Raw genomic sequence first — 23726 nt, 5'->3', positions numbered from 1 at the left:
TTCCTAAAAGGTTCTGATGTTCCTCTAAAAAGCAATAATAGGAATAGGTAAAAACTATGGAACGGCAGTGCGAAACGAAGTATGACAATGTGTCGCATATCGGTAATATTTCGGCATTAATCACTCCTTTTTTTCTTGTTTATTCCATTATGGAACGGATATTGCATATCTGCAAATAGGTAATATCAACCTAAACTGTAACTTGAAATTCACTAATATTTTTTTGTAATGAGTATCTTTGGAAAGAAAATAGGGCTTGCCCTCTCCGGAGGAGGCTACAGAGCGGCGGCGTATCACATCGGTACGTTGCGTGCGCTTCATCGTCTCGGCGTGTTAGACAAATTAGATGTAATATCTTCCGTGTCGGGTGGTTCGATAACGGCAGCATATTATGCGCTGAATAAAGACAACTACGACGATTTTGAAAAGGGATTTGTGAAGAACCTCTCGAAAGGCGTTCTGTGGTCGTCTTATCTGTACCTTTTCACAGCCATCTTGCTGATGTTGGCTGCGTCTGTGGCAACAGGGCATCTGACAGCCTACCTTGCAAGAGTCTTTTTCCCGGACCGCCCCACGCTCTCGGGCATCTGCTTGGCACTGGGCGGTGTCATCACCTTTTTCGTCTTGCTCGTTCTTTTCCTGAAATACTCGTTTGTTACGCTGCCCACAAGTAAGCTCATTTCACGCTTATACAACAAGGTTTTCTTCAAGAAAAAGACGCTTGCCGACCTGCCCGACAGTCCGTCGTTGTGCATCAACTCCACAAACATCGCCACACAAGTGCCTTTCTATTTCTCGAAAACGGCAATGGGCGAATATGCCTACCGCGTTGAAGGAAAGTCGATATTCAATCCGGAGCACTTCCCCATAGCAAGCGCAGTCATGGCATCGTCGTGTGTTCCCTACGGATTTACGCCGATTACCATCGACAGGAAATACCTGACAGATGAATACGACAACTGCCCCAATAAGCCCGAAGCTCCCAAACTGATAGACGGAGGAGTCTACGACAACCAAGGTTCCCATAAGCTCAGCCAAGATAAAAGCAGGTTTCATGCCGACTTCATCATTGTGAGCGATGCTGGTAACAGTGCTATATCGGCTTCGGGAACAACAAACATATTCAAGCTTACCATCACCACAATATTCCTGCTGCTGGAACGAATAAAGAAAATGCAACGAATAGACAATCTGTACGAAACGTATGTAGGCAAAGAACATTTTGCGTATGTTCCGTTGGAATGGGAATGCAGCGCACGACTTATTCAAGGTTTCGTAAAGAACCTGAAAGATGGAAATATTCACCCCGATGTATGGCAGGCTCACGATATAACGGAAGAAGACATTGCCAAGCTGAAAGGTTCGGAAAAAGAAGCAGCAAAAGAAGTCATTATCGAAAAAGTAAAGAAGGCAATCAATTGGTCTGAATTGGAAAAGAAAATACCTCGCCAAGAGACAGAACAATTGGCAAGAAGCGTGGGTACTAACCTGATTGCGCTTTCTTCTGAAGAAATAGAGAGCTTGGCAGAACATTCTTCTTGGCTGACGGAAACTCAAATCCGTCTGTATCTGCCGATGCTGATAACAAGAAGTTAAACTTTAAGTGAACGCCCCTTGCAAGTCTTATCGGTTGCAAGGGGCGTTTCGGTTTCTGTCAATGGCGGAACCATATTACTTTGTTCCGCCGTCAAAAAACAATAGTAGACCTTTATATTAATGAACGAACTTCGTTGAAGTTCCATTGAAGTTTACGACGTAGACACCGTGCGGCATATCGGCGAGGTCTATCACTGCAGGATTGTCGAGCGAACGAACCGCTGCACCTTGCGCATTGTAGAGCACAACCCGTCCGCAATTGCCGTTGAACAGTATCTTTCCGCTGGTAATAGTAAACATTTCTTGCTTGCCGTCAGCACTGATGCCTTGCACGCCCGTCGGGTCATCAACGCCCTCGTAAGGCAAACCCGGATAACCTTCCGTGCCACCAACATAGTCTATCACGTTCACTGCTTTGCCTTTGCAATCGCCACAGCCGATTTTGTGCAGACATTGCCCTCTGTTCCCTTCGTATCGACGATGATTATTTCGGCTATGTCGCTTTCGTTGCGCTGTGGAAGTCCCTCCATAAGCGATTTGCAGGCGTTGGCAGCAAGCTCATTGGAATAGCATACTACGGTTAAAATCATTTGGTTTTGCGACAAATCCAACGATTTCAGCTTGTTGTTGTCTATCCAGATATACTCCAACTCTTCGAGTGGCTTCAGATTTACATCGCTCAGCAGGTTGTGATGAAGCGAAAGCGTGTTCACGTTCTTCAGTTTCGACAAGTCAAGTTCTGCCATCTCGTTGTTGTAAGCACAGAGCAATTCCAACTCAGGAAGGTCGAGCGTCATCGATTTCAACTTGTTGTCGTTGATATAAAGTTTCTTCAGCGTAGACGAATTGAGCGAGAACGACGTGAAGTTGTTCTTTGCCAACTGCAATTCCTGTATGTTGGTATTCTTCGTAAGGTCAAGCTCGGCGAGTTTATTCTCGTTCACATACATATTCTGCAAATATGGATTGTTCCTTATATCAAGCGTCGCGATACCTGCACCGTTCAGCGAAAGCGTCTCAAGATATTTCTGCGCACTCACGTCGATACTGCCAATTTGGTTCTTGTTAGCCGACAGATAACTTAAAAGCAGGTTCTTGCTGACATCGAGTTTCGTTATTTTGTTTTCGTCGCAATCCACGAATGTCAGCTTTCCACACTGCGTAAGGTCCAATTCCGTCAGTCCGCAGTAGCTGCAATTCAAGCTGTCGAGTTCTTTGTTATTAGACAAATCCAACTTCGCCAACTTGCCATTCTTACAGCTTAGCACCTTCAACATAGGGCAATGGCTTACGTCGAGAGCTTCCACTTCAAAGTTATCGACGCTCATTTCCGCAATATTACCTTCTATTCTGACATCTTTCTTCGTAACCTGATAGTAGTCAAACTTCTCGCCCAGTATTTCTTCCGTCTTCAAGAACTTAATTCCGTCGAACGTCATATCTTCGCCAACAATGCGGAAAATAACCTCGCTGCCGACATCTTTGCCTGTCGTAAAGGTTACATAAGCCTTCTCTGCGGCTTCTTCAATATGCTTGAACGACGACCAAGGCGTGGTCATTCGGTAGTCGTTTGCCTTGCCATGGGGAACAAACAGCTTGCAATGGTCGAAGTCTACATTATAAAAAGCCATCGTACCGCAGTAAGGAGGCACGGCAGCAAGCGCATGAATTTCGGTCAGTCCCGTACAATTCATGAACACACCGAAGCCAATTTGCTCAAGATTCTCGGGCAAAGTAAGGGTGGTTAGCTTCTTGATGTGGGCAAATGCCGAACTTTCTATCTCGCTGAGCGACTTCGGCAAGGTTACCTTCGCAAGCTCGGTAGCCTCGTAGAACGAATATTTGCCTATCTTCTTCACCGTTTCGGGCACGACATACTCGCCACTTCTGCCTTTCGGATACTTTAAAAGCGTTTCTATTTTCTTATCGAAAAGCACACCGTCTACGGACGCAAAAGTCTTATTATCTTTATGAACCTCAAACGATTTCATAGCATTGCAGATATAGAAAGGCACTGCGCTGTTGCTGCCAATATTGTTCAGCGATGCAGGAATAACAAGTTTTTCCAGCTTTTCGGTATTGGAAAAAGCCTCGTCCGACAGTTTCAGCGTACCTTCGGGAATATTGTACGTGCCCGTCTTGCCGTCGGGACACTTCAGCAACGTAGTCATATCCTTGTCGAATAGCACTCCGTCTGCCGTCTTAAAGTTCTTGTTTTCGGGCTTTGCAATAATATCCGTAAGATTGTCGCATAGCAAGAAAGCGTTCTTCTCAACCGATGTAACACTATTGGGCATTGTTATCTTACGCAACTGCCCGCACCTGCAAAACATATTCACCGAGAGCGTGTTATCCTTTGTGCCATATTCCAAATCCTCATCAACATAGTAATAAGCGTCGCCGCCTGCCACAATGTTCGCCCCCGAAAGGTCGAGCACCTGCAATTTTCCATCGGTTATTCCGCCCGCAATGGTGCTTCCACCCATTGCACGAATAAACAAAATATCCGTGCCATTTAGATTTCCTGTCAGCGTAAGCTCCGTAAGAGAAAGCATTTCCTCGTCCGACAGCTTGTCTTTCAATGTTCCTGCCTCTTCTACGTGCACCGTCTTCTGTGCAAAAGCTACCGATGTCGATAGCAACATACATACTAATGCGATGAAACCCTTAAAGTTTCTAATGGTAAATAGTTTTTGTTTCATAACATAATAATATTAGTGAATAAATGATTTAAGCGTCTTAGTGTGTCGCAAAAATAGCGTTTATTTCGTTAATTTGCAAACTTTTTTACTTTTTTCTTGTACATTTAAAGAACCCTCCTACAATATATTCCTACAATATATAATGTAATTAATTGGCTACCGACAAAACAATTGAGAGGAAAAGTTGCCGACTTTTTCGTTTTCTGAAAAATTGTTCTCAACAGCCGACTTTTGTGTAAAATACATCAGAAACAAACAGCGTATCTTTGCCGTATCAATCAACATTACATCAAAATAATAAAAACAAAAAGTATATGAACAGAATTATCACAGCAATGGCAGCTTTACTTCTGATGGTAGGTTGCAAAAGCAATGCAAAACAAAACATTAACAGGGAGGATAAAAACATGCAAAAGAAAGTATTAGTGGCTTATTTTTCTTATTCGGGTACAACAAAAGGCTATGCAGAGAAAATAGCCAAACAGGCTCATGCAGACCTCTTTGAAATTCAGGCAGCACAGCCTTACACCGATGCAGACGTGGACTGGAGAGATGACAATTCACGCGTGAACCGCGAGATGAAGACCAACCCCGACAGCCGTCCGGCTATCGCAAAGAAAGTTGATAACCTGAAAACATACGATGTAGTGTTCGTAGGCTTCCCTATTTGGTGGTACATCGCTCCGAACATTATCAATACTTTTTTCGAAACCAACGACTTTAAAGGCAAAACCATCATTCCGTTCTTCACGTCGGCAAGCAGCGGACCGGGTGAAACCGACAAGCATTTGCACAAGTCTATTAATTACAACGTAACATGGAAACCTGCCGTGCGTGTGAACCGATGGAACGACAAGGAATTGAATGAATGGGTAGACAAGTCAATACAGTAAGCCTGCACGAGGTAGCATTGATAAAGACGCTGTCCGTTTGTCTATAATGATTTGGCGGAACGTAGAAGATTACAGCCGGAATAAGAATTTGAAAACCATTGCCTTTTCGAAATAAATGTGTATCTTTGCAATGTAAGTCATTTAGATTGGATACATAGAGATAAGATTGTAAGCCTATATTATGCGTTGCCCTTGGTGCAGGCAGTTGTCTACGCTAAAGGCAGATAAACAAGGCATTAGTTTCATATTAAATATAGAAAAGAAAAAGATGAAAAATTTTTTATTCCTTTTTGCAGCCATCGTTTTCGAAACGTTCGCCACTTCGATGCTTAACAAGTCGGAACAGTTTACACGGTTGCTCCCCACTCTCTTGTCGCTTGCCGGTTACGGTCTGTCGTTCTACGCACTTAGTTTCGCACTGCGCGAGATACCCGTTGGCATTGCATACGCCATCTGGGCAGGTTTGGGCATCGTGCTCATTACGCTCGTTGGTGTGTTCTTCTTTAAGCAAACGCCCGACATTCCCGCTATCGTGGGCCTCTTGCTGATAGTGGCCGGTGTGGTGGTTATCAACCTGTTTTCTAAAATGAGCGTGCATTAGGCACTGCGCAGGCAATGAGGCACAGACGATAAGACGTAAGCTTTACACCCGAGAACAACGAATATACAACAACAATATAAAACATAAGAATATGCAAACAATTAAATTGAATAACGGAGTGGAGATGCCACAGTTAGGCTACGGTGTGTTCCAAGTATCGCCCGACGAGGCGGAACGTTGCGTGGCTGATGCGCTGAGCGTAGGCTATCGCATGATTGACACGGCACAAGCCTACCGGAACGAAGAGGGTGTGGGGCGCGCCATACGCCAAAGCGGTGTGCCAAGAGAAGAGGTTTTCGTGGTAGACAAAATATGGATGAGCAACTACGAGGGCGACGCACCCATGCAAAGCATCGACGAAAGTTTGCGCAAATTAGGCACAGACTACATCGATCTGATGCTGTTGCACCAGCCATTCGGCGACCGCTACAACGCCTACCGCGCATTAGAGCGTGCCCTTGAGGCAGGAAAAGTGCGAGCCATAGGCGTGAGCAACTTCTATCCCGACCATCTCATCGACTTGTGCCACTTTATGGACGTGGTGCCGGCAGTGAACCAAGTGGAAACGCACGTGTTCTTCCAGCAAGTGGAAGCGCGCAAATATATGGACGAACTGGGCGTGCGCCACATGTCGTGGGGACCTTTGGCGGAAGGTAAAAACGGCTTTTTCACGAACGAAACGCTGGCAGCCATCGGTGCAAAGCACGGCAAGACAGGACCGCAGGTGGCTCTGCGCTATTTGTTGCAGCGCGGAGTGATTGTCATTCCGAAGTCGGTGCGCAAAGAACGTATGGAACAGAACCTGCAGCTTTTCGACTTTGAACTAACCAACGACGAGATGGCAGAGATATTGAAGCTGGATACAGCCCGGCCACTTATCATGCCCAGCCATCATGATCCCGAGATAACTAAGATGTTTATGGGTTTCGTGCCGAGGTAAATGTATTAAAACCGTAAAGAGAATGAGAACATTTAAAGCAATTGCAACACTAATTTTGGCTGTTATGGCAACAACAAACATTAAGGCGCAAGCCTACGGCGACGAAGGTCCTACACTCACGCCCAACCGTCTGGGCTTGGTTTACGAGGGCGCAATAGAAAAGAACGAACGCGGAAAAGTGAACTTCCAACGTGTGAATTATAAGGTAGATGGCATCGACGTTGTAGCCAATGTGTACACTCCGGCAGGCTATACGCCTACCGGCAAGTATGCGGCTGTGGTGGTGGCTCACCCAAACGGGGGCAGCAAAGACCAAGTGGCGGGGCTTTATGCCCAGCGATTAGCGGAGGCCGGCTTCGTTGCTATCGCTTTCGATGCCCGCTTCCAAGGCGAGAGTGGCGGACAACCGCGCCGCACGGATAAGCCTGCCTATCGTATGGGCGACATCTATGGGGCGGTGGATTTCATTCAGAACTATCCCGGCGTAGACCGCGAACGCATCGGTGCATTGGGCATCTGCGGTGGCGGTGGCTACACCTTTGCTGCGGCTCAAGCCGACAAACGCATCAAGGCTGTTGCCACGTTGAGTTTGTTCAACACGGGCGACGTTCGCCGGAACGGCTATATGCGCACGCAACGGGCAACCATCGGCCAACGGCAAGCTGAGGCTTCGCAAGCCAGACAGAAAGAGGCAGCGGGCGCAGAACCCGAAGTGGCAGGCTTTGCCAATATGTCGCCCGACGAGGCGCGCAAGCTACCCATTGACCTTTATCGCGAAGGTTACTTCTATTATGCCGTTACCCACAAAACGCCCAACGCGCCCGGCACTTATCTTAAAAGCTCGCTCATGGACACGATGGCATGGGACGCCACCGACCATGCGACCTGATAGACCAACCCTTGCTAGTGATGGCGGGTGAAAAAGCCGACAGCCGCTATATGTCGGAAGAGGCTTTCGCCAAAGCAACGGGCACGGTAGACAAGGAGTTGTTTATCGTTCCGGGCGCAACCCACATCAAAACCTATTATGTCAAGGAGTATGTGAACGCCATTGCAGCAAAGGCATACGCCTTTTTTAAGGCGAAACTGAAGTAACGATAAAGGAGAACCGGTATGAAAGCATTTCGTTTTTTCCTGTTGCTTTTGCTCTTGTTGGCATTAGGCAACAACGCCGTTGCGCAGAATTTAAGGAGTCCGCAAGATGGCGGACGTATCCCCGAGGGCGCAGTCGAGATTGACATTCGCGACAGCTTGCTGAAAACAACGGCGGGATTGTTCGACAATCCGCTACTGCTTTGCGCAGGCAACAAAGACGGCAGCAACGCCATGACCATCGGTTGGATAAGTCTTGGTGTGCATTGGTTCAACCCCTCGCTCACGGTTTACGTGGCCGACAAACGCCACACGCGCCCCTTTATGGACAACAACGATTATTTCACGGTGATGACATTCAAGAACGACGACGTGCTCGAGTACATGGGTCGCCACAGCGGACGCGATGGTGACAAGGCCAAAGCCTTGGGGCTGCACGTAAAATACACCGACAAGGGCACGCCTTATTATGCCGAAGCCGACATGGTGATTGAGTGCCGCGTGATGTACAGCGCGCAGTTTAAGGCCGAAAACATTAAAGACCCGCTGGTGAAAGGGTTTTATAAAGCCTTTCGCGACGGCATACATTATGAGTATGTGGGACGCATAACCAAGGCATGGAAGAATAAACACTAATAACAAATACGACAGAAGCAATGAAGAAAGAAGTGGTAGTTTTATTTGGCGCAGGAAGCATTGGGCAAGCATTGTGCGCCGTGTGGCTGCGGGGAAGCACGTGGTGTTGGCAGATTACAACGAGGATAACGCCCGAAGAGTGGCGCAGACGCTGGCGAATGCCGGCTTTGCGTGTACTGCCATGCGTGCCGATTTGGGTAGTAAGGCCGACATATTGGCCGTTGTTGCCGAGTCGCAGAAGTGGGGAGAAGTGAAGCATGTCATCAATGCGGCAGGCGTTTCGCCATCGCAAGCCTCGGTAGACGAAATCCTTCGGGTAGACATGGTGGGCACAAGTATGCTCTTAGAGGCATTCGGAAAGGTTATCGCCGAGGGCGGTTCGGGTGTTACCATATCTTCGCAAAGCGGACATCGCCTGCCCGCACTGCCGCAAGAGCAAAACGAAGCCTTGGCAACATCAGCCCCGGAGGCTCTCTTGGAGCTTGACTTCGTTAAGCAAATCGACAACACGTTGAAGGCATATCAGTATAGCAAACGCTGTAATGTGCTTCGCGTGGCCGGCGAAGCCGACCGCTGGGGCAAGCGAGGGGCAACCATCAATTCTATTTCGCCCGGCATCATCATCACGCCATTGGCCAACGACGAGTTGAACGGACCGCGCGGAAAGGGCTATCGCGAGATGATAGCAGCGAGTCCGGCAGGGCGCGCCGGCACGCCCGACGAAGTGGGCGACTTGGCGGAGTTTCTTATGTCGAGCCGCGGGCGGTTTATCAGCGGCACCGACATTCTTATTGATGGCGGCACAACAGCCGGCTATTGGTATGGCAATTTGCAATATCTAAAAGCCACACATTAAGCATGCGGCTTGGCTTATGGTTGCCCCGCGCCTTTTGTTCGGGCGATGTTTAACAATAAAACACCTAACAAACATGAAAAGGATTGCACTCGTTTTATTCACATTATTAAGCATAACAGTTATGAACGCACAAACAATAGAAGACCAATTGGCATTGAAGAAACTCGTAGACACGTTTTCTAACCTTGCCGACGTGAAGGATGTAGATGCAAGTGTTGCTCTTTACCGAGGATGCCGAAGTGATAAGCAAAAGTGGCGGGCAGGTGTTTGTCTGCAAAGGGCGCGAAGAGATAGGCAAGGCCTTTGCCGCATTTCTTGCCGGCTTCGATGTGGTTTATCATTTAAACGGACAACAAACCGTAGAAATAGATGGCGACAAGGCCACAGGTATCTCCTATTGCCACGTAACGCTTATTGGCAATGGCAAGCGCAACCAAAGCGGCGTGCGCTATCACGACACCTATGTGAAGCAGAATGGACGCTGGTTGATTAAGAAACGCGAGTCTGACTTTATGTTTACCATAGTAGACGATATGAAATAAAAAAACAATGATGATGGAGAAAAGAACATTAGGAAGCAGTCTGCAAGTGTCGGCCATCGGCCTTGGCTGTATGGGAATGAGCCACGGCTACGGCCCGGCAAGCGACAAGGGCGAGATGATTGCGCTGATAAGGCAGGCGCACGACCGGGGCGTTGATTTCTTCGACACCGCCGAATGCTACGGTCCGTATATAAACGAGGAACTTGTGGGCGAGGCTCTGCAGCCCATTCGTAACGAGGTGAAGATTGCAACGAAGTTTGGCATACAGCTAAAAGACTTCAAGCAAACGCTTGACAGCAGTCCTGCCACCATCCGCCAAAGCGTCGAAGGCTCGTTGCGCCGACTGCGTACCGACCACATCGACCTGTATTATCAACACCGCGTAGACAAGAACACGCCCATCGAGGAGGTGGCAGAAACCGTGGCACAGCTGGTGAAAGAGGGCAAGGTGCTGCATTGGGGCATGTCAGAAGCAGGCGTAGACAATATTCGCCGTGCCCATGCCGTGCTGCCACTTACCGCCATACAGAGCGAATATTCCATGTTTTGGCGCGAACCCGAGCAACAATTGTTGCCCACACTCGAAAGTCTGGGCATCGGTCTGGTGCCGTTCAGTCCGCTGGGCAAGGGCTTCCTCACGGGTTCAATCACAAAAGACGTGAAGTTTGGCGCAAACGATTTCCGTTCCACCGTGCCCCGCTTCTCGCAAGAAAACATCGCTGCCAACATGGTAATCGTCCGCTTGGTGGAGCGCATTGCCCGGCGCAAACAGGTTACGCCGGCACAAGTGGCTCTGTCGTGGCTCATTGCCCGGCGACCTTTTATCGTGCCCATACCGGGCAGTCGCAGTGCAAAACACCTGACCGACAATATCGCCGCGGCTGAAGTTAGCTACACCCAAGAAGAGATGCAAGAGATAAACCGCGAACTCGACCGCATTGTCTTGCAAGGTAACCGCTATTCTGCCGAGGCGCAAAAGAATATAGACAGATAAAGTAAAGATACGAAACAATGAAAGCGAAACATACACTGACATGGTTGCCCTGCTGCTGACGTTTAAAACCAAATGGGCAGGAAATCTTAAACCCCAATCGGTTCAAGAACTATTTACATCAGATAATCGGCTTACTTACATCAAACAGCCGGATTACTCACATCATATAATCGGATTACCAATCGGTGGTAATCGATTACAGATTGATGGTAATCCGATTACAGACCTATGGTAATCGTATTACCAACGCTTGGTAATATTGCTGTCCGGTAAATCTTAAATCTCATAGAGTTCCTTGCGGAATTGCCTTTAAACAGGCTCTTCCGCCTTATGTTTGCTATTATATTACTCGTTCATTCCCATTTTCGTCGAAACAAGGGGGATTACTCGTCGAAAATAATTTGTAGATATGGTAGAATAGAACTATCTTTGTACGCATTAGCAATACCTTTGCAGCAATGAAGAAGATAATGGAAATAATGAAAGCGTGGTTAAAGAAGCGCAGCGTAGCGATATTTCTTGCACAGATAGGTATCTACCTGATGACTTCTGTAACGTGGTGTGTAGTGGTTTACTTCACCGAGCACGACCCATTGGTGGCAGCGGCTACGGCGCGAACCAATTCAGTTATGTTCTTTCTGCTCCTCATGGTGTTTATGGCAAACTTCTATGTGCTTGTTCCGTACTTGTATGAATCCAAAAGCAAGTTGCGCCGATACCTGTTTTGGGTGGTAGAATTTCTTTTAATATTCCTGCTGAACCATGCCATATTCTTCCCTAACGATAGAGCCGGCATTGGGACGGCGACGCATTTGCACTACTATCAGTTCTCCATTATTTGGTTGGTGCTCAACTATGTCGTGGCGATTGCTGCCATTTCCGTGCGCTATTTCATACGGCAAAGCGACCTTCGGAAGCAACTTTTAGAGGAAAAACAACGCAATGCCGAAGCCGAATTGGCGTGGCTGAAGAACCAGCTGAACCCGCATTTCCTTTTCAATACGCTCAACAACATTTCGTCTTTGACGCAGATTGATGCCAACGAAGCGCAAGATGCCATCGGGCAACTCTCCGATTTGTTGCGCTATGCGCTATACGAAACGCAGCAAAAGGAAGTTCCGCTGTGTGGAGAAATTGCCTTTATGGAAAACTATATCGCCCTTATGGCACTGCGTTGCGACAAAAATGTGAAGATAACAACGCATTTCGACGCCCCCGATACGGTGCGAACCATTCCGCCCATGCTGTTCTTGTCGCCCATCGAGAACGCTTTCAAACATGGCGTGAGTAGTGGGAAGCCGTCGTTTATCGACATTTCGCTTATCGAAGAGAACGGTTTTTTGGTGTTCTCGTGCCGGAACAGCAACTATCCGAAAGACGGTTGCGACCGCAGTGGCAGCGGCATTGGCATAGAAAACATGCGCAAACGCTTGGAACTGATGTATGCCAAACGTTACGAAATGCACCAAACGGTAGAGCAGGGCATCTACAAGTTGCGTATAAAAATAAATGTAAAGAAGTAAAAACGATATATGAATTTGTCTTGTATCATCGTCGATGACGAACCGTTGGCTATACGCTTATTAGAGAAATTTGTAGAGCGCACACCGTTTTTGTCGCTCAAAGCATCGTTCACCGACTCGGTTGCCGCCTTGCAAAGCATAAGGGACGACAGTGCCGACGTGCTGTTTCTCGATATTCAAATGCCCGATATGGACGGTATGGAGCTTTCGCGTATGGTGCCGCCCCATACCCGCATCATCTTTACAACGGCATTCAAGGAATATGCTTTCGACAGTTACGAAGTGAATGCGCTCGACTTTCTGCTGAAACCGATACGTTATAACAAGTTTCTTGCTGCTGCCGAAAAGGCGAAGAAGTGGTTCGATATGGCGTCGCAGCCTGTCAGCAACCGGCACACAACGGTGTTTCTGAAGGTAGACGGCGAATTGCAGCAAGTGCCGATAAGCAATATTATATATGTGGAAGGTATGAAAGATTATGTTGTTTTCCACCTTTCCGACCGCCGATTGGTTACGCACATGACAATGAAGACGGTAGAAGAGTTGTTGCCAACCAACAGCTTTATGCGTGTAAACCGCTCGTACATCGTGGCTTTGGATAAAATAAGAAAGGTAGATAGGAACGATTGCATTTACATAGGCAACGAGATTATACACGTTACCGATGCTTTTCTTGCGCCCTTCAAGGAATATCTGGAAGAGCGGAAACGGTAGGTTTTCAGTTTCTTACAACGTACACGGCAATGGTTTTCAGCCGTACATAGTTGTAGCTTAAATACATAAAACCACCGAAACGGTTGTTTCTTCCCCAACTGTTCTTGCAGCAGAAATATTTGTTGCCTGCTTTGTCGTGGGCTATTCCCACTATTTCCATACAATGGTCGTCGGTGGTCCGGTAGGTTTCAAAGGCTTTTTGTCGTTGCGCCTGTGTAGGTTTCTCGTTGTCGTTTTCCAATTTTGCCACGCCCTCTGCAAACGAGAAACCATCTTCAGACGTGTCGCCTTCCCAGCAAACGGGGTGTCCGGAGCGGACAGACTGCTCAATGCGGTGCATCAACGTGTCGATAGGAACGTTCAAGAACGTGTTGCGGAAGTAGTTGTCGGGCACTTCCAAGGGGAAGTATGTGCCGAAAGGGTGATGCATAAAGCTCGTTAAGCCCAAGTATTCGTTGTTTTTGCATACGCTGCGGGCAAATTCCTGTGGGGTATAGGTGGCACCGTAGAGAAACACTTGCTGCGGTACAGAGCCGATTTCGTCGTCCAACAGTGCCTCGATTTTGTTTATCTGTGCAGCCAAATCGCCTGTTTGAGCGAACGAGACTGCTTGGTTCAGCTTGCGTTCGATAATGTCGTAGTCTGCACCATCGCGTTTATGGTAGGCGTCGAAGCGGTGCACGCCATATCTTTGTATAAGGTCTATCAGCATTCCGGACATTCCGCGCGTGGTAATCGCTGCATCGTTGCTTGCAGAAACGTTTCTTCCGAACCTTGCCGGTAACCGTTGCTTTACTTGTTCCATAAGATACATACGTGCTACATAGTCGGGACTGAGGTTCACGGAGTCGCCTTTCATCAGGTGTTCGGTCTCTATGGTGGCAAGCATAGCGTACGCCCAGCATAGCGAACTGCGCCCTTGGTCTTTCACAGGAGTAGTCCGCAACCGCACTTCATCGGTGAAGCGGAGAGCAGAATATTGCAGTTTAAGTGGTTTTGAACACCCCGCGAAGAGGAGCAAAACAACCATTGCGAGTACTGTTTTCTTCATTTTCGGCTTGCAACTTATGTAGGAACGGACACCCAAAAGTAAGTCTACATGCTGTAAAGTACCTGAATGAGGGTTTGTCCGACGGCTTGCAAGGTGCTGCGGTCTATGTGTTCCATCGTGTCGTTTATGGTGTGCCACGTGGGACCGAACGAACTTTGTGCGCAGTCGGGATAGTAAGGAATGATGTCAGTCGTAGGAATACCCGCGATTTTATTTAACGGATAGTGGTCGTCTGTTACCATTCCGCCGTTCGTTGTTGGGAAGTATGCCTCGAAACCGGCACTCTTTGCTGCTTCCCAAACACGGTCTACCACCTCCGGCGCATATTGCAGGGAAATGCCTTCCTTATAGAATTGAGCACCTTCGCCGCCTACCATATCGAGCAGAATGCCAAATTGGGGACGAACGGTGAGGGGCAAGTTCTTTGCAAAATAGTTAGAACCCAAAGCCCAACTATCGCCCGACTGCTCTTGATAGTTGGTTTCCCACTGTGGCACACCCCAATCCTCAGCGTCGAAACAAACGAAATCGACACCTATGTTCAGCGTGCTGTCGGCTTGTAATTGGCGTGCTATTTCTATCATGACGCCAACACCGGACGCTCCGTCGTTGGCTGCCATAACGGGTTTCTTGTGGTTTGTGGAGTCAGGGTCGTTGTCTGCCCACGGCCGACTGTCCCAATGGGCACACAGCAAGACACGTCGTTGTGCATCGGGATTGGTGCGGGCGATGATGTTTGTCGATTTTAATACTGTGCCGTCGTAGGCTTTCAGGTCGGCTTTCTGCGTTTGAACCTCGCAGCCGTATTGCTTAAACTTGCCGATAATCCATTGTTCGCACTTGTCGTGAGCCGACGAATTCATTGTGCGAGGACCGAAATCGCATTGCGCTGCCGTATAGGCGAATGCCGAATCGGGATTGAACTTCGGACCAACAGGCTTTGCTGTTGCCACTGTATCGCTGTCTTCGGTGTTGTTGTTGGTTGCTTTTCCCTTGCAACTAAAGGTAAGGGCAGCAAGCAAAAGCATTGCCATGCCACTGCATAAAAACTTTATTTTTCCGTTCATTGTTGTTCTTTTTATTTTTGTTTGGCTGCCTGCACTTGTGCCATTACGCGCAACCAGTTGCCTCCCCATATCTTTTCTATGTCGCGTTCGCTGTATTTGCGGGCAAGCAAATGGCGAGTGAAGTTTATCATTTCGCCGGCGTCTGCCATTCCGCACACTGTTCCGTCGCCGTCGAAGTCGGTTCCTATGCCTACGTAATCGATGCCCATAACGTTTATAGCGTGCTCCAAATGGGCGATGGCATCGAGTATTGAGGCTGTTCCGCCTTTACGCAAGAAGCCTTGATAAAGGGTTATGTGTGCAACGCCGCCTTTCTTTGCCAATGCTTTCATCTGGTCGTCGGTGAGGTTGCGAGGCACATCGCAAAGCACTTTGCTGTTGGAATGACTGCACACAATGGCTGGCTGCTTATTTCGAGCGCATCGTAGAAACTCTTTTCGCCGCCATGGCTGAGGTCTACCATAATGCCGTTGCGGTTCATTTCCTTAATTACTTCAATGCCAAACTTGCTCACGCCGCCGTGGAGGTTGCTCCCTCGTGCCGAATCGCAGATGTCGTTGTCGCCGTTATGGCACAGTGTGATGTACGTTACCCCCCGTTGTGCAAAGTATTTCACGTTTGATAGCTTTCCTTCCAAGGCTAAACCGTTTTCGATAGCGAACATAATGCTCTTGCGTCCCTTGCGTTTGTCTTCGTAAAGGTCGGACGGTGTGCGTGCAATACTGAGGTAGCGACTGTTTTCTTTTACTATTTTCTCAATCTTATTGAATATTAAGTCGGCGTAGGAAGTCGGCGTAAGGTTGTCCAACACGTCGGTCAGGTCGGGATTAAAATGCTTTAATCCTTCCACATCTATCTTCGATGAGAACGTTTCGCCTATGCGTGGTTGCGGCAAGTAAGCCGCCATTGTAACGGCATCTTGGTGTCCCTCGGTCATCTTATGCAGGTCGTAAAGAATGCGTGGGTCGCGTTTGGCAAAGTCTACACCTTGCGGGAAGAACATAGGAGTGTCGCAATGGGTGTCGAGCGTGAGTATGCGTGTGTGCAGTTGCTTGGCTGTGCGGAAGTTGCCGGCTTCGTTTACAAACCATTTAAACAGCTTCTGCCTTCGTCTTCCAACCATTCCGGGTGCCACTGAACGCCTATGATGGGTTTAAATTCGGCACTTTCCATACATTCTATAACGCCGTCGGGAGCGTAAGCCGTTGCTTTAAACCGCTTTCCGGGGTCGGAAACAGCTTGGTGATGGAACGAGTTTACAAAGATTTTGTCTTGCTTGTAAATGGAATGAAGTATGGAGCGAGGCTCTATCATAATGCTGTGCGTAGGTTCGTTGAAGGCTGCACTCTGGTCGTGCTTTAGCTTTGCAGGGCGCAAAGTAGTAACGCTTTTCAGTCGTGCGAGTTTCTTTTCCTCTGTTTCCTCAACGATGTAAGGGTCGTAAATGTGCTGTTGCACTTTTCCGTCTAACGCTATCGCCAAGACCTGCATGCCCCGGCACACGGCGAATATGGGTATTTGGCGGTTGTAAGCCAACCGTGTGGTGAGCAGTTCCGACAGGTCTCGCTTATCGTTTATGTTGCCTACGTTTGGTGTTGGCTCTTCGCCTGCCCACAATGGATTTACATCGGCACCGCCCGAAAGCAGAAGTCCGTCGATGCGGTCGAGTATATTGGTCAATACTTGCTTATCGGTAGTGGGCGGAATAAGCAGCGGTGTGCCTCCGGCTTCTATCACCTGCTTGTGGAAAACTTCACGAATGGTAACATCTTGCCCCGAAAAATTGGTGGTAATACCAATGACAGGCTTGCTGTTGCCCTCCGGATAGCTTTCGTAAAGCTCTGCCAGATGGGCGTCCAAATTATAGTTTAGTGTCATAATCTTTATTTATATAATAACGTGAGTTTAACGAATTCAGAATGGTGCAGATGCGATGATTGCCTCCTTCCGAACAGCTGCCAAAGTCGCAACGGAGTTACGGCAAAAGCCGCTATTCCTTGACGTTGCCGATGCCTGTATTTTAACGCTTGAAACACAATGCTAAACGGCTTCGTTTATAGCTCTTCGGCGATTGGAATTTCGCGCTTGATACTCTGTTCGAGCGAGATAAGCGTCTCGGTAGATACTACGCCGGGAATGCTTTGAATTTTGTTGTTGAGCAAATCCATAAGCTGTTCGTTGTCCTTTGCGAAGAGTTTGACGAGCATGGTGTACGAACCTGTGGTAAAATGGCATTCTATTACTTCCGGAATGGTACTGATACGTTCCACCACATCGCGATACATTGAGCCACGTTCGAGGTTCAAGCCGACGTAAGTGCAAGTGGTATAGCCGAGGCTCTTTGGGTTTACATGGAAGCCACTGCCTACGATTACGCCGTTTTCGATAAGGTGCTGGACACGCTGGTGTATGGCTGCACGCGACACGCCACATTCTGCTGCTACATCTTTAAATGGGATACGAGCGTTTTGCGACAAGATGCTCAGAATTCGTTTGTCTAATTTATCAATCTTATCCATAAATATTTTGGGTTTTACTTGCCTATGGTAAGCAAGAAAGTTAATTTACAATTTGAAAGCAAAAGTAGGCATTTTAAATGGATTAGACAATAAAAAAGAAGACAAAATGTGTCTGTATGCGCATTTTGTCATTTGTTAATCGTTTTTTAAGGAATATTCCAAGACTTATTGTTACCTGCCGATTGATTTAATTGAAAAAAACATTACGGAAAAAGCCCCGTTTTGCTTTCGTTTTTTGAAACCTGCGGTTTGGCATTTCAAAAGCGTAGGTTTCGCATTGCAAAACCTACGCTTTTACTCTTCAAAACCTACGCTTTTGGAACGTAAAAACGTAGTAACTGATTGTCAGATACTTACGAAGACTTCACCAAAACGATGTTTTTGTAATGTTTCTTCCCAATCAATTCTGCCAACAAGTTATTATCGTTCCTTTGGCAAACATTGTTTTACTTCTTCTTTTCTTTCAACAAAGGAAACTTTCCGGCCGGTATTTTCTCTTCCTTTCCTGATATACCTTGCAGTTCGAGTGTGAAGATGAGGGCTGAATAAGGTGCGATGTCGTCGCCGGCACCGCGTGCACCGTAGGCAAGTTCTTGCGGAATGTAAATCTCCCACTTAGAGCCCACCGGCATAAGCGTGAGGGCTTCCGTCCAGCCTTTGATGAGGTTGCTCACCCCGAAAGTATCGTTTGGTTTGCCGTGGCGGGCTGTTGCATCGAACACTTTACCGTCGATGGTGCGTCCTTCGTACACAACTATAACCTGATCGTCCTTCGTTGGTTTCTCTCCTTCTCCCTTTACGAGTATCTTATATTGCAATCCGCTTGGCAAAGTAACTACTCCCTGCTTCTTTTTGTTTTCTGCAAGGAACTTCTCGCCCGCAGCTTTTGTTTGTGCGTTGCGGTGTTCTGTCAATGCTTTCTGCTTCTTATTGAGATATTCTTGCGCTTCTTCCTGCTTCAAGAAGGTTGTGTCTTTTTCCATGGCAGCAATGAAACCTTCAAAGAAAAACTTGTCGTTGATGTCGGCAGATGTTCCTTTAAACTGCTTCTTCATATTAGGAAGCATGTTCCGTTCCACCTGTGCTGCGATTTGCAAACCTGCTGTGTAGGCAGAGAAAGAGGCGTCCTTGCGTTTTGAAAAGCCCTCTTTCAGTCCGCGCATAAAGTCGGGCAGTTGCTCTTTCGATACACCCAACTGACTTGAAAGATAGTCTTCCAGTCCACGTGTCATGCTCACACCTGCTGCATAGCTTAGCGAATCGAACCGCATTGTTTCTATTTTGCCTTCATCGCCGACAGGGTTTACGGCTGTTATTACTTCTCTTGCTTCTTGCTTTTTCTGTTTTTTCTGTTTCTTGCTCTGTGCATTTGCAGTGTTGAAACCTGCGCTTGCCATGACGAGCAATGCCATAATTGCTATTTTTTTCATCGTCTTTTGTGTTTAGGCAGGAATGTTTACAAGCTACATTCCCTTGTTGTTTCCCATGAAATGGTGTAGTAATGAAAAAGTGGATTGGGCTAAACAGTTTCCCAACCCACCTTAATTAATTATACTATGAACTTTATTTCCGATTAATTCATTGGCATTCTTGCGCCTGCATTCTCTGTCTTTTCGATAGACAACATTTCGATTGTGAATATCAAAGTAGAGAAAGGCTTGATGTCAGGACTTGGCTGTTGTGCGTTGTAACCTGCTGCGTAAGGAATGTAAACTTCCCACTTTGCACCCACAGGCATATTCAGCAGTGCTTCGTTGAAACCGGGAACAGCTTGTCCGATTTGCATTGTTGTACCGTCGTTCTTATCGAATACCTTACCATCGATGGTCTTTCCTTCGTAGCTAATCTTCACTACCTGCGACGCTGTAGGCTTCGCACCGCTTCCGGCTTTAATTTCCTTGTAGTACACGCCTTGCTTCAAAGCCTTCATTTCAGGGTTCTTTGCAATCTTTGCCATATAGGCATCGTTCTTTTTCTTATTGTCGCCGAACTTCTTTTCAGCTGTTTTTGCCTGAATGGCTTGTGGTACTCTTTGCTCAATTTGGCGAGCTTTCTCTATGGTCATGTTCTTGTTGTTGCCCTTTGCGCTTGCTGCAAAACCTGCAAGGAAGTTGTTCAACGAGATAGACTGGGTAGAATCTTCACCGAAAATGCTCTTGTTGATTTGGTTTTTAATTACCATGTTCATGTTCATTCCGACACCGATACCGGCATTGTAAGCAGCTTTCTTCTTGTCGTCCATGTTCGTTGCACCATCGTTCATACCTTTAATGAACTCATCGATGTAAGCTGTGTCGATGTTCATCTGCTGCAAATATTGCTTAACGCCCTGTCCTTGGTCGATACCAAAGGCGTAGCTCAATGAATCGATGTCCGATTTCAAGTCTTCTTTTGGAGTTTGATTGCCACATGCCGTAAAGCTGATTGCGGCGATAGCCAATGCGGCTACAACTGTAAGTTTCTTCATTTTCTTTATTGTGTTATTATTTTTAAGTTGTTATTCTTTCGCTTAAAGCACTTCAATGAGTTCTACTACGAATACCAAAGCTGCGTATGGAGGGATTGATGCGCCTGCCCCACGTTCTCCATAGCCAAGGTTATAAGGAATAAAGAAGCGATATTTTGCGCCTTCACCCATGAGTTGAAGTCCTTCTGTCCAACCTGCTATGACTTGATTCAAGCCGAATGTGGCAGGTTCGCCGCGATCGTACGAGCTGTCGAACTTGGTTCCGTCTATGAGCGTACCTTCGTAGTGGCACTTCACCTTGCTTGTTGCACTTGGTTTCTTGCCGTTTCCTTCTGTGATAACTTCATATTGGAGCCCTGAAGGCAATACTACGACGCCCTCTTTCTTTGCATTCTCAGCCAAGAAGTCCTCGCTTACGGCTTTAGCCACTTTGCCTGCTTCGGCAGCGGCAGCCTCTTGCCTTGCCTGTTGTTCGGCAAAGAAGTTGTTTACGAGTATTTGTGCTTCTTCGTTGCTTACCTGTAACTTGTTGCCTGCTATTACGTCCTTAATTGCTTGTGCAAAGTTGTCGATATTCAAGTTGCTTGCACCCATTCCACTGAGCTGTGTACCAATGCCGATACCCAAAGCGTAACTTAATTTGTCCATTGATTTTCTTTTCTTGTTTAAATATTATTAATGTGCAAAGATACTATTTTTAGAACATAGTTTGGCATTTATCTAATTAAAATTACTAAATTTGTAAAATCAACAAATAAAATATCAGTATGAAGAAAATAGTATTCCTGACGGGTGCGGGTATGTCGGTAGAGAGCGGATTTAAAACTTTCCGTGGCAGCGACGGCTTGTGGGAGGATTATCCGGTGGAGAAAGTAGCCACCCATGAGGCATGGGAAAGCGACCCTGTATTGGTGAATAACTTCTACAACCGGTTGCGAAAGAAACTGTTCATGGCGAAACCCAACGAAGGGCATAAGCTCATAAAGAAGTTGGAGGACAACTACGACGTAACCGTGATTACACAGAATGTAGACGATTTGCACGAGTCGGCAGGTTCTACCAACGTTATCCATCTGCACGGCGAGTTGAAAAAGGCTTGTTCGAGCAACGATGCGTACAACCCTCAATATATAAAGGTACTTACAGAAGACAATCCCGACGTGCTGCCGGGCGAGAAAGCAGCCGATGGAAGTCTGCTTCGCCCCTTCATTGTGTTCTTCGGCGAAAGCGTTCCGATGATAGAACCCGCTGCAAGAGCAGTGGGCGATGCCGATATTTTCGTTATCGTCGGCACTTCGCTCAACGTTTATCCCGCTGCAGGATTGGTGCATTACGTCCGTGCAGGCGTGCCCATCTACCTGATAGACCCTAACGATGTGCAATCGGGACACGCTCCCAACATCACTGTTATTCGCAAAGGGGCAAGCGAAGGAATGCGCGAACTGATGGAAAGAATTTAAAACATACCGATGCAAAAATTAAAAAACATATTATGAAGAAAATAATATTAGCACTTTTCTGCACACTTTTGGCATTCCCTGCTATGGCGCAAAAGAATGTGTATAACTTTAAAGTGAAGGACGCCAACGAGCGTACGGTAAAGCTGAAAGACTATAAAGGCAAGGTATTGCTTATTGTAAACACAGCCACAAAGTGCGGTTTCACGCCGCAATACGAGGCTTTGCAGAAACTTTACGATACTTACAAGGCGCAAGGACTCGTAATTCTCGACTTCCCATGCAACCAATTCGGCGAGCAAGCTCCGGGAACACTCAGCGAAATAAAGGCTTTCTGCACGGGAAACTACGGCGTTACTTTCCCACAGTTCGACAAAATAGAGGTGAATGGAAAGAAAGAACTGCCCCTTTACACCTATCTGAAAGCGCAACAAGGCTTTAAAGGTTTCGATACGAGCACCAAGATAGGCAAGTTTCTTGATGAAAAGTTCAGCAAGGAAGACCCCGACTATGCGAAAAATCCAAGCATTAAGTGGAACTTCACCAAGTTCTTAATCGACCGCGATGGGCATGTCGTAGACCGCTTTGAGCCTACTACCGATATGAAAGATGTTGAGGCAGGCATTCGTGCTGCGCTGAAAGTACAGTAAGAAAGGGACGAAAGAAATCCACCACAGCCACATCTTCGCGGTTGGTATAGAGCCGTTGCAGTTGGTGGATTTTTGTTTTTAAACAGCTAAGTATAGGTTTTACATTTTCCAACGCAGGTAGGAGCGTGGTTCATCACGTTCCCAACACCTAAGAAACAGCAACGTGGATTGTAGGAACGTGATAAACCACACCCCTACAATCCGTCCTTTTATTCGCAGCAAATATAAGATGATTTTACAAGAAAATCGCTCTTGCTTTGTAAAGATAATTCGTTAAGAAAACGATAATTTCGATTTGGCGTTGCGAAACCGTAGGTTTTGCAACGCAAAACAGCCGCTTTTACCGTGCAAAACCTACGGTTTTGGAATGCAAAACAATAGGTTTTGTAAAGCGTTGGCAGTAAGCAAGTTAAGCAACAGATATGTTTATGAAAAATATTTACGTATCTTTCGCCCTTTTTCTTGCCTGTCAAACTTATAGAATAAGATAGATATGCGCCCGAAACAGTATGCTTTTTTACAGCAGCCGAGATAGCGAAGAGTATTTCATAATGGCGCGCGATTGGCTCAACAGACGGTAAAACTCGCGTGCAGAGTTCTTGATGTAAGCGTTCTTCAGCATGTGAATGCAGCCTTCCATGTCGTTGTTGTGCATTTCGAGCGGTATTCCCACAAGTCCTTCTTCGTTGTGAATGGTGGCTTCGGCAAGCACTGTTACGAGTTTGCTTTGGCGTACCAACTTCAGCAGAATGTTTATATCGTTTATCTCTAAACGTGTTTTTATGTCATTTGCCGATGATTCTGTCATATCGTCGAATGCGTTTCGAGCCTGCAAACCGCATGCAGGCATAGCTATCTGACAGGCTTTCAAGTCTTCCAACGATATGCTTTTGCGTTTGGCAAATGGGTGGGTGGAACTCATTACGGCTACAAGATTATTGTTGAACAACAGGTAGCTTTCCACTCTTTCGTTCTTTTCAGTGGGTTTGAATGCCAAAACAAAGTCTACTTCGTGGCGTTGCAGCATATCCATAAGTTCTGCCATCGTCTTGTAAATGATGTTAAGGCGAACCTCGGGATAGTGTTCCATAAATTCGAGCACGGTTTCGGTGAGCAGCGAACTGAAAGTAAACGTAACCCCAATATTGAGCTCGCCTGTCAGCAAACTCTTCAAATCGGTCATTTTCTGTTGGCAAATGTCGGCATCTACGACCACCTTCTGTGCATATCTCACAAGTTTCTGCCCGGCTTCGGTAAGCGTAACTTCGTGGCTGTTGCGTTCAAACAGCGTAGTGTCAAGCTCTGTTTCAAGTTGTTTTATTTGTTGCGACAGCGTGCTTTGTGTTATGAACAGTGCTTTTGAAGCCTCCGAGAAGTTTAAAAGTTCTGCTACCTTTAAGAAGTATCGTAGTTGTCTTAGCTCCAT

The 23726-nt window shown here is 46.9% G+C and carries 22 protein-coding genes and 2 pseudogenes; 14 read left to right on the top strand and 10 right to left on the bottom strand.

The genetic code is table 11. From position 1 onward, the window contains the following. The first annotated feature begins 228 nt into the window (after positions 1-228). On the top strand, positions 229-1596 hold the full coding sequence (locus tag JCM15124_RS00505; protein ID WP_024997854.1) for a patatin-like phospholipase family protein: 1368 nt from the start codon (positions 229-231) through the stop codon (positions 1594-1596). A gap of 117 nt (positions 1597-1713) precedes the next feature. On the opposite strand, the gene JCM15124_RS16265 is transcribed toward JCM15124_RS00505, so the two are convergent. Beyond that, positions 1714-2007 (bottom strand): hypothetical protein, encoded by a 294-nt coding sequence (locus JCM15124_RS16265; RefSeq protein ID WP_232220025.1) that lies wholly within the window; start codon positions 2005-2007, stop codon positions 1714-1716. After that, the gene (locus JCM15124_RS12645; RefSeq protein WP_232220024.1) at positions 2004-4298 is read right to left on the bottom strand and encodes a leucine-rich repeat protein; all 2295 of its coding nucleotides are present in this window, start codon (positions 4296-4298) and stop codon (positions 2004-2006) included. Before JCM15124_RS12645 ends, JCM15124_RS16265 begins: the two co-directional genes overlap by 4 nt. A gap of 314 nt (positions 4299-4612) precedes the next feature. On the opposite strand from JCM15124_RS12645, the gene JCM15124_RS00495 reads away from it, so the two are divergent. The 11 genes and pseudogenes from JCM15124_RS00495 to JCM15124_RS00450 all read left to right on the top strand — a co-directional run bounded on the left by JCM15124_RS00495 (position 4613) and on the right by JCM15124_RS00450 (position 13089). Then, entirely contained in the window at positions 4613-5191 is a 579-nt protein-coding gene (locus tag JCM15124_RS00495) for a flavodoxin (RefSeq protein ID WP_232220023.1), read from the top strand. 268 nt (positions 5192-5459) lie between these two features. Then, the gene (locus JCM15124_RS00490) at positions 5460-5792 is read left to right on the top strand and encodes a DMT family transporter (RefSeq protein ID WP_024997852.1); all 333 of its coding nucleotides are present in this window, start codon (positions 5460-5462) and stop codon (positions 5790-5792) included. A gap of 91 nt (positions 5793-5883) precedes the next feature. After that, positions 5884-6732, top strand: coding sequence for an aldo/keto reductase (locus tag JCM15124_RS00485; RefSeq protein ID WP_024997851.1), 849 nt, complete (start codon positions 5884-5886; stop codon positions 6730-6732). Between the two features lie 22 nt (positions 6733-6754). After that, positions 6755-7621: an alpha/beta hydrolase gene (locus JCM15124_RS12640; RefSeq protein WP_232220022.1), complete on the top strand. Its 867-nt coding sequence runs from the start codon at positions 6755-6757 to the stop codon at positions 7619-7621. Next, on the top strand, positions 7594-7827 hold the full coding sequence (locus JCM15124_RS16260; RefSeq protein WP_232220021.1) for an alpha/beta hydrolase family protein: 234 nt from the start codon (positions 7594-7596) through the stop codon (positions 7825-7827). The genes JCM15124_RS12640 and JCM15124_RS16260 overlap by 28 nt, the downstream gene beginning before the upstream one ends. Positions 7828-7845: 18 nt before the next feature. Then, the gene (locus tag JCM15124_RS12635; RefSeq protein WP_024997850.1) at positions 7846-8460 is read left to right on the top strand and encodes a flavin reductase family protein; all 615 of its coding nucleotides are present in this window, start codon (positions 7846-7848) and stop codon (positions 8458-8460) included. 20 nt (positions 8461-8480) lie between these two features. Beyond that, a pseudogene (locus JCM15124_RS12630) lies at positions 8481-9316 on the top strand (SDR family oxidoreductase). A 206-nt stretch (positions 9317-9522) separates the two neighbouring features. Beyond that, positions 9523-9858 (top strand): nuclear transport factor 2 family protein, encoded by a 336-nt coding sequence (locus JCM15124_RS12625; RefSeq protein WP_232220020.1) that lies wholly within the window; start codon positions 9523-9525, stop codon positions 9856-9858. A 13-nt stretch (positions 9859-9871) separates the two neighbouring features. Next, positions 9872-10852 carry an aldo/keto reductase gene (locus JCM15124_RS00460; protein ID WP_024997849.1) on the top strand — a complete coding sequence of 327 codons (981 nt, stop codon included), beginning with the start codon at positions 9872-9874 and terminating at the stop codon, positions 10850-10852. A 458-nt stretch (positions 10853-11310) separates the two neighbouring features. Next, positions 11311-12375, top strand: coding sequence for a sensor histidine kinase (locus JCM15124_RS00455; RefSeq protein ID WP_024997848.1), 1065 nt, complete (start codon positions 11311-11313; stop codon positions 12373-12375). A 9-nt stretch (positions 12376-12384) separates the two neighbouring features. Then, positions 12385-13089 carry a LytR/AlgR family response regulator transcription factor gene (locus JCM15124_RS00450; protein ID WP_024997847.1) on the top strand — a complete coding sequence of 235 codons (705 nt, stop codon included), beginning with the start codon at positions 12385-12387 and terminating at the stop codon, positions 13087-13089. Positions 13090-13093: 4 nt separating this feature from the next. On the opposite strand, the gene JCM15124_RS00445 is transcribed toward JCM15124_RS00450, so the two are convergent. The 7 genes and pseudogenes from JCM15124_RS00445 to bamJ (JCM15124_RS00415) all read right to left on the bottom strand — a co-directional run bounded on the left by JCM15124_RS00445 (position 13094) and on the right by bamJ (JCM15124_RS00415) (position 20841). Continuing rightward, positions 13094-14140: a C1 family peptidase gene (locus tag JCM15124_RS00445; RefSeq protein ID WP_024997846.1), complete on the bottom strand. Its 1047-nt coding sequence runs from the start codon at positions 14138-14140 to the stop codon at positions 13094-13096. Positions 14141-14184: 44 nt separating this feature from the next. Further along, complete coding sequence (locus tag JCM15124_RS00440; RefSeq protein ID WP_024997845.1) at positions 14185-15207, bottom strand: M28 family peptidase; 1023 nt, start codon at positions 15205-15207, stop codon at positions 14185-14187. A gap of 11 nt (positions 15208-15218) precedes the next feature. Further along, positions 15219-17085: pseudogene (locus tag JCM15124_RS12620) on the bottom strand (membrane dipeptidase). 176 nt (positions 17086-17261) lie between these two features. Then, positions 17262-17726, bottom strand: coding sequence for an Lrp/AsnC family transcriptional regulator (locus tag JCM15124_RS00430; RefSeq protein ID WP_024997844.1), 465 nt, complete (start codon positions 17724-17726; stop codon positions 17262-17264). A gap of 446 nt (positions 17727-18172) precedes the next feature. Next, positions 18173-19156 (bottom strand): BamJ family beta-barrel-assembly machinery protein, encoded by a 984-nt coding sequence (gene bamJ / locus JCM15124_RS00425; RefSeq protein ID WP_024997843.1) that lies wholly within the window; start codon positions 19154-19156, stop codon positions 18173-18175. Positions 19157-19299: 143 nt separating this feature from the next. Then, on the bottom strand, positions 19300-20193 hold the full coding sequence (locus tag JCM15124_RS00420) for an FKBP-type peptidyl-prolyl cis-trans isomerase (protein WP_024997842.1): 894 nt from the start codon (positions 20191-20193) through the stop codon (positions 19300-19302). 42 nt (positions 20194-20235) lie between these two features. Then, the gene (gene bamJ, locus JCM15124_RS00415) at positions 20236-20841 is read right to left on the bottom strand and encodes a BamJ family beta-barrel-assembly machinery protein (protein WP_024997841.1); all 606 of its coding nucleotides are present in this window, start codon (positions 20839-20841) and stop codon (positions 20236-20238) included. A 119-nt stretch (positions 20842-20960) separates the two neighbouring features. Here bamJ (JCM15124_RS00415) and JCM15124_RS00410 point away from each other — a divergent pair, with 119 nt between their 5' ends. Next, on the top strand, positions 20961-21653 hold the full coding sequence (locus JCM15124_RS00410) for an SIR2 family NAD-dependent protein deacylase (RefSeq protein ID WP_024997840.1): 693 nt from the start codon (positions 20961-20963) through the stop codon (positions 21651-21653). Positions 21654-21685: 32 nt separating this feature from the next. Continuing rightward, a complete protein-coding gene (locus JCM15124_RS00405; RefSeq protein WP_024997839.1) occupies positions 21686-22300 on the top strand; it encodes a glutathione peroxidase in 615 nt (204 codons plus the stop codon). A gap of 517 nt (positions 22301-22817) precedes the next feature. Here JCM15124_RS00405 and JCM15124_RS00400 read toward each other — a convergent pair. Further along, positions 22818-23726, bottom strand: coding sequence for a LysR family transcriptional regulator (locus JCM15124_RS00400; RefSeq protein WP_024997838.1), 909 nt, complete (start codon positions 23724-23726; stop codon positions 22818-22820).

Source organism: Prevotella falsenii DSM 22864 = JCM 15124 (genome assembly GCF_000613945.1).
Lineage (GTDB): Bacteria > Bacteroidota > Bacteroidia > Bacteroidales > Bacteroidaceae > Prevotella > Prevotella falsenii.
The sequence above is the reverse complement of the archived record's forward strand: the minus strand, read 5'-3'. Positions and strand labels throughout refer to the sequence as shown.

Coding starts and splice junctions, on each gene's coding strand:
- JCM15124_RS00505 (WP_024997854.1), top strand. CDS start 229: ATGAGTATCTTTGGAAAGAAAATAGGGCTTGCCCTCTCCGGAGGAGGC.
- JCM15124_RS12645 (WP_232220024.1), bottom strand. CDS start 4,298: ATGAAACAAAAACTATTTACCATTAGAAACTTTAAGGGTTTCATCGCA.
- JCM15124_RS00495 (WP_232220023.1), top strand. CDS start 4,613: ATGAACAGAATTATCACAGCAATGGCAGCTTTACTTCTGATGGTAGGT.
- JCM15124_RS00490 (WP_024997852.1), top strand. CDS start 5,460: ATGAAAAATTTTTTATTCCTTTTTGCAGCCATCGTTTTCGAAACGTTC.
- JCM15124_RS00485 (WP_024997851.1), top strand. CDS start 5,884: ATGCAAACAATTAAATTGAATAACGGAGTGGAGATGCCACAGTTAGGC.
- JCM15124_RS12640 (WP_232220022.1), top strand. CDS start 6,755: ATGAGAACATTTAAAGCAATTGCAACACTAATTTTGGCTGTTATGGCA.
- JCM15124_RS16260 (WP_232220021.1), top strand. CDS start 7,594: ATGGGACGCCACCGACCATGCGACCTGATAGACCAACCCTTGCTAGTG.
- JCM15124_RS12635 (WP_024997850.1), top strand. CDS start 7,846: ATGAAAGCATTTCGTTTTTTCCTGTTGCTTTTGCTCTTGTTGGCATTA.
- JCM15124_RS12625 (WP_232220020.1), top strand. CDS start 9,523: ATGCAAGTGTTGCTCTTTACCGAGGATGCCGAAGTGATAAGCAAAAGT.
- JCM15124_RS00460 (WP_024997849.1), top strand. CDS start 9,872: ATGGAGAAAAGAACATTAGGAAGCAGTCTGCAAGTGTCGGCCATCGGC.
- JCM15124_RS00455 (WP_024997848.1), top strand. CDS start 11,311: ATGAAGAAGATAATGGAAATAATGAAAGCGTGGTTAAAGAAGCGCAGC.
- JCM15124_RS00450 (WP_024997847.1), top strand. CDS start 12,385: ATGAATTTGTCTTGTATCATCGTCGATGACGAACCGTTGGCTATACGC.
- JCM15124_RS00445 (WP_024997846.1), bottom strand. CDS start 14,140: ATGAAGAAAACAGTACTCGCAATGGTTGTTTTGCTCCTCTTCGCGGGG.
- JCM15124_RS00440 (WP_024997845.1), bottom strand. CDS start 15,207: ATGAACGGAAAAATAAAGTTTTTATGCAGTGGCATGGCAATGCTTTTG.
- JCM15124_RS00430 (WP_024997844.1), bottom strand. CDS start 17,726: ATGGATAAGATTGATAAATTAGACAAACGAATTCTGAGCATCTTGTCG.
- bamJ (WP_024997843.1), bottom strand. CDS start 19,156: ATGAAAAAAATAGCAATTATGGCATTGCTCGTCATGGCAAGCGCAGGT.
- JCM15124_RS00420 (WP_024997842.1), bottom strand. CDS start 20,193: ATGAAGAAACTTACAGTTGTAGCCGCATTGGCTATCGCCGCAATCAGC.
- bamJ (WP_024997841.1), bottom strand. CDS start 20,841: ATGGACAAATTAAGTTACGCTTTGGGTATCGGCATTGGTACACAGCTC.
- JCM15124_RS00410 (WP_024997840.1), top strand. CDS start 20,961: ATGAAGAAAATAGTATTCCTGACGGGTGCGGGTATGTCGGTAGAGAGC.
- JCM15124_RS00405 (WP_024997839.1), top strand. CDS start 21,686: ATGAAGAAAATAATATTAGCACTTTTCTGCACACTTTTGGCATTCCCT.
- JCM15124_RS00400 (WP_024997838.1), bottom strand. CDS start 23,726: ATGGAGCTAAGACAACTACGATACTTCTTAAAGGTAGCAGAACTTTTA.